The 5,257-nt window shown below is 74.0% G+C and carries 3 protein-coding genes; 2 read left to right on the forward strand and 1 reads right to left on the reverse strand.

The window, feature by feature from the left end; all coding sequences use genetic code 11:
- A partial coding sequence (locus ND748_RS24610; RefSeq protein WP_251748354.1) for an ATP-binding domain-containing protein occupies nt 1-1,255 on the forward strand: 1,255 nt, incomplete at its 5' end.
- Between the two features lie 281 nt (nt 1,256-1,536).
- Here the strand turns inward: ND748_RS24610 and ND748_RS24615 are convergent.
- Nucleotides 1,537-4,221 (reverse strand): bifunctional SulP family inorganic anion transporter/carbonic anhydrase, encoded by a 2,685-nt coding sequence (locus tag ND748_RS24615; RefSeq protein ID WP_251748355.1) that lies wholly within the window; start codon nt 4,219-4,221, stop codon nt 1,537-1,539.
- A gap of 505 nt (nt 4,222-4,726) precedes the next feature.
- Here ND748_RS24615 and ND748_RS24620 point away from each other — a divergent pair.
- On the forward strand, nt 4,727-5,257 hold a 531-nt coding region (locus tag ND748_RS24620; RefSeq protein ID WP_251748357.1), incomplete at its 3' end, for a DUF2142 domain-containing protein.

Below are 5,257 nucleotides of genomic sequence, written 5' to 3' on the forward strand. Positions count from 1 at the left end.
GCGCGACGCCACCGCCGGCACCGCGGCGTCATCCGGCCCCGGCGACGACGGCGGCACGAAGGTGGACGGCCGCGCCGGCGCGAACGGCGGGCACGAGACCGGTACGGACGGTGACCATGACGGTTCGGCCGACGACGACGGCGACGGTCGCCGCGACAGCGACAGCGACGGCGATGGCGGCGGCGACGGCGACGGCGACGCAGCCAGCATTGCTGGGCGGCCACGACCGGCCGGCGGCTGGACCGCGGCGGATATTCCGCTGCTCGACGAGGCGGCCGAGCTGCTCGGTGAGGACGACCGCGCGGCCCGCGCCGCGGCGCTGCGCGACCGGCTGGCCCGGGTCGCCTACGCCCAGGGCGTCCTCGACATCATCTCCCGCGACGTCGAGGACGACCCCGAGATCATGATGGCGACCGACCTGATCGACGCGGGCCGGCTCGCCGACCGGCACGAGGACGTCGACCTTCGGACCATCGCCGAACGGGCGCTCGCCGACCGGACGTGGACCTTCGGTCACGTCGTCGTCGACGAGGCGCAGGAGCTCTCGGAGATGGCCTGGCGGATGGTGATGCGCCGCTGCCCGACCCGGTCGATGACGATCGTCGGGGACATCGCCCAGACCGGCGACCCGGCCGGCACGACGTCGTGGGAGCGTGTCCTCGCCCCCTACACGGCGTCGGGCCCACGGCCGCGGCAGGAGTCACTCACGGTGAACTACCGCACCCCCGCGGAGATCATGGCGGTGGCCGCCGACGTGCTCGCGACGCTGCAACCGCCGCAGGAGCCGCCGCGGTCGGTGCGGACGCTCGGCGTCGAGCCGTGGCGGCTTCGGGTGACCGAGGGTGAGCTCGGCCCGGTGCTCGCCCGGACGGTCCTGGCCGAGCTGGACCGGCGCAGCGCCGGTCAGCTGGCCGTGTTGGTGCCGGCGGGGCGGCTCGCCGAGCTGACCGCCGCGGTACGGGCCGCTGTGCCGACCGCCGAGACCGGCGGTGGCGCCCGGCTGTCCGCGCCGGTCGTCGTGCTCGGGATCCGGGAGGCCAAGGGGCTGGAGTTCGACACGGTGCTCGTGGTGGATCCGGACCGGGTCCTCGCCGAGTCCCCGCGCGGCGCGCACGACCTCTACGTCGCGCTGACCCGGGCGACGCGGTCCCTCGGCGTCCTGCACACCGGCGAGCTGCCGGCGATGCTCGACCGCCTCTCCCCTCTCGCCGGTGGTCGCGCCGCCGGAGCCGAGGGCGGTCCCGGGCCGCGGTGACGCGAACGCGTGATCGGGCTTCAGCGCGCTTCTGTTCGCGATCTGCGGTACCTGCATCGCCGGCGCCGCCGGGCCACCCGCGCTGACCGGGACGGGCAGCGGCCCGACGACGGCCCACTGCCGCGGGCGGCACGCATTGCGGTGCGATTGGTACGGTTTACCGCCCTGAACCGAACACAACGCACCGCAATCCGCCACCCTGGCTGGGATTCACTCGGCCCCAAGCCCCGCAGGCCCGCAGGCGGAGGCTCGGAGGCGGCGGGACGCGGCCGCCGCCGAGGCTAGTCCGGCGAGTGCAGCTTCCGCCCGCGTCGTCCGCCCGATGCGGACGGCGCTGCCTGCTCGGCGGGGCCGGCAGTGGTCCGCGAGCCCGCGACCGCCGCCAGTCCGCGTGCCGGCGTGTCCCAACGCCGGCCCGGGCCCTGGTCGGCGGGGGCCTTGGCCCGGGCATCCGCCGGGTCGATGAAGCGTCCGGTCGCCTCGTCAAGGACCGAGATCTGTGCGGCGCCGATGTCGAAGTACATGCCGACGAGCTCGAGGGTGCCGTCCTCGAGGGCCCGGCGCACGGCCGGGTGCTCGCGCAGGTTGTCCAGCTGCTGGGCGACATTGGCCCGGCCGAGGCGTTCGACCGGCGCAAGATCCTCCGTGCCCGGCGGGGGCGTGCGGGTGAGCGACGCGGCAGCGTGGGACAGCCAGCCGGCGAGCGCCGACTCCGGCTGACCCTGCAGCGCGCCGCTGAGCAGCGCGTTCATGGCGCCGCAGCCGGAGTGGCCACAGACGACGATCGCCGGCACCCGCAGCACGTCGACGGCGTAGTCCACCGCGGCGGTGACGGACAGGTCGCCGGTTGCCGGCAGCCCGAAGCGCGTCCCCGAGGCGGCGCCGGGTGGCAGCTCGACCCCGGGAGCGATGCTCACGCCGGCAGCCATGCCGACGCCTGAGGCCATCCCGACGCCGGTGCCGCCCGGCCCGGCCGCCAGAAGACGGCCGAGGTCGCGAGCCAGCGGCCGGCCCAGCGGCGGACGATGATCGCCGTGGCGCGGGACGATGTTGCCGACGTTGCGGACGGTGAACAGGTCACCCGGGCCGCTACTGGTGATGATGTTGGGGACGATCCGCGAGTCGGCGCAGGTGAGGAACAGCGCGGAGGGCTGCTGGCCGCCGGCGAGACCGTCGAAGGTGCCGCGCAGCAGCGGCGCGGCGCGGCGGTGGAACTCGTTGACGCCGACGAGCAGCGTCCCCACGTGGTCGACCTGGACGGCGGCCGGTGCCGCGCTGTCGGTCGTCCCGGCCAGCGGGTCGGCGAGCTGCTCCAGCTCCTGCCACTGCGACCAGGGGGCGAACCAGCGCGGCAGGTCCGGGGTCACCGAGCGGCGGCGTTCGGAGTGGTTGGTCCGGCGGAACCAGACCTGGCCGATCTCGTCGACGCTGACCGCCCCACCGGACGCCTCGTGGTTGGCGCACCAGCCGCGCAGATGGTCGAAGGCGGCGTGGTCGAGGTAGTCGACGATGAGCTCGATCGAGACGGGCGCGCCGCGCGGGATCCGGCCGAGGACGCGGGCCAGGCGCGGCAGCGACAGGAAGCTCAGCGTCCCCTCGACCTCGACCTGCCACAGCTCGCCGGAGCGCACCAGGTGAATGCTGGACCACAGGACCCGACGCAGGACCAGGCCGAGCGCGGTGACCAGCCCCAGCGCGACGCCCTGCAGCAGGTCCAGGGAGACGACGCCGACCAGCGTCACCAGGTAGACGGGCAGTTCGCCGTGCCGGCGGACATGGCGCAGATGGGCCACGTCGACCAGCCGCAGCCCGACGACGACGAGCAGGCCGGCCAGGGCCGCCAGCGGAATCCACTCCACGGCGAACCCGAGGAACAGCGCGAACGCCAGCACCCAGACGCCGTGCAGGATCGCCGAGGCACGGGTGCGCCCGCCGGAGATGACATTGGTCGAGCTGCGCACGATGACGCCGGTGACCGGCAGACCGCCGATGAGGCCGGAGATCAGGTTGGCCGAGCCCTGGCCCAGCAGCTCACGGTCCAGGTCGGCCCGCGGCCCCCGCCAGCCCTTCGAGGTCGCGAGCTGGTCGACGGCGACGGCGGACAGCAGCGACTCCACGCTGGCGACGATCGCCACGGTGAAGATCCCCAGCGCGATGCCGGACCAGTCGCCGTGGGGGAACTCGGGCAGGGCGATCGAGTCGAACAGCGAGGCGGGCAGGTCGACGCGCGGGACGTCGAAACCGACGGTGGCGGCGAACGCGGTGCCCACGACGACGGCGATGAGGTAGGCCGGGAGGCGGCGGACGGCCCCCGGGACGGACTGCGGCAGCCGCGGCCAGAGCAGGATCGTCGCGATCGTGACCAGGCCGACGACGGTCGCCGGACCGTGCGGGCTCGTGATCGCCTCGGGTATTGCCCGGATGTTCTCCAGGGCGTGGCTGTCGGCCTTCCCGCCGAGCACGACGTGGATCTGGCCGAGGACGATGGTGAGGCCGATGCCGCCGAGCATGCCGTGGACGATGGCGGGTGAGACGGCGAGAGAGGCTCGGGCGACGCGGCACAGGCCGAGCAGGATCTGCAGCAGGCCGGCGGCCGCCGTGATCATGCAGGTGACCCGCCACCCGTAGGTGTTGACGAGATCGGCGACGATCACGGTCAGACCCGCGGCGGGGCCACTGACCTGCAACGGGGCGCCACCGAGGGATCCCGCGACGATGCCGCCGACCACCGCGGCGAGCAGGCCGGCCGCGACCGGGGCACCGGAGGCGACGGCGATGCCCAGCGACAGCGGCAGGGCGACGACGAAGACGACGAGGGAGGCCTGCAGGTCGGGGCGCCACCCCGGGCGGGGGGCGGCCGCCCGCCGCGACCGGCGCGAGCCGCGCGGCTGGCTGGTTCGGCTTGCCTCGATGGGCGGCGAGTGGCTGTGCCGAGACGGCGACGGTGGGGTGACCGGTGGGGTCATGTCCAACTCCTCGAGGATCGGCGCGATGGCTGGGGGTCACCCGAACGGGTGGTCCGAGGGTGGCGTCGTAGACGATGGTTCTCGTCCTGGTCACTACCAGCAGTCGGCGGCACGCGACGCCCACCTGGTCTACCGCGGATGGTGACGGGCTTTGCACTGAACCCAACGATCCGGACGGCGGACGAGTTTCTTTCTGTGATGGTCCACCCAGTCACGCGTAACCATTGGACAGCAACGCCCGGCGCTGCCCCAGGGATCGGGCGGACCGCCGTCGCAGGACATCGGGTACATATAGCCCAGGTATGGATGTAGGGAACATCTAGGACAGAAGGCTATAGAAACCGCCCCCTTCGGCGGGTTCGCGCCGCCCGGAATGGGCGGATCCGGGCGCCACCCGGCGACCGATCCGTCGCTGTCGCCCATACTTGTCGTGACATGGGGTGAGAACGCCCGCCCCGGACGGCAGTCTGCGCGCCCGCCGGGGCGCGGGCGGGGGACGTCGAGCATGCATCGTCGTGGCCGGCTCGCCCGGCTCCTGCTCGTGGCGGCGTTCGGCCTGCTGCTCGCGGCGTGGGTCGGCAGCAACGCGCCGGGCTTCGGGCCGGACGAGCCGGCGAACTTCGTCAAGGAGGTCGGCGCCGGCACCGGCCAGTGGTCGGGCACGCCAGGGCAGCTCGCGCATCCGGCGTTCGGCGCGCAGCCCGGGGCCCCGGAGCGAATCGACTGGATCAACCGCAACAGCCGGGTCTTCCGGTTGCCGACCGGTCTCGACCCGGGTCGGGCCGGCTTCCCCTGCAACCTGTTCCGCAACTGGCTGTCGGTGAGCTGCCTGGACCGGCCGCATCCCCGCCCGACGGCGACGCGGGCCCTGAGCTATGTCGGGACCTACGAGCCCTATGTCTACGCCGTCCCCGGCGCGGCGATGGCACGCACCCACACGGCGCTCGGCGCCCTTTACATCGGGCGGGCGGTGACCGCCGCCCTCGTCGCCGGGCTGCTCGCCGTCGCGGTCGCCGCGGCGTGGAGCGGCCCGGCC

The sequence above is a fragment of the Frankia sp. AiPs1 genome (assembly GCF_023716945.1).
Taxonomy (GTDB): Bacteria; Actinomycetota; Actinomycetes; order Frankiales; family Frankiaceae; genus Frankia.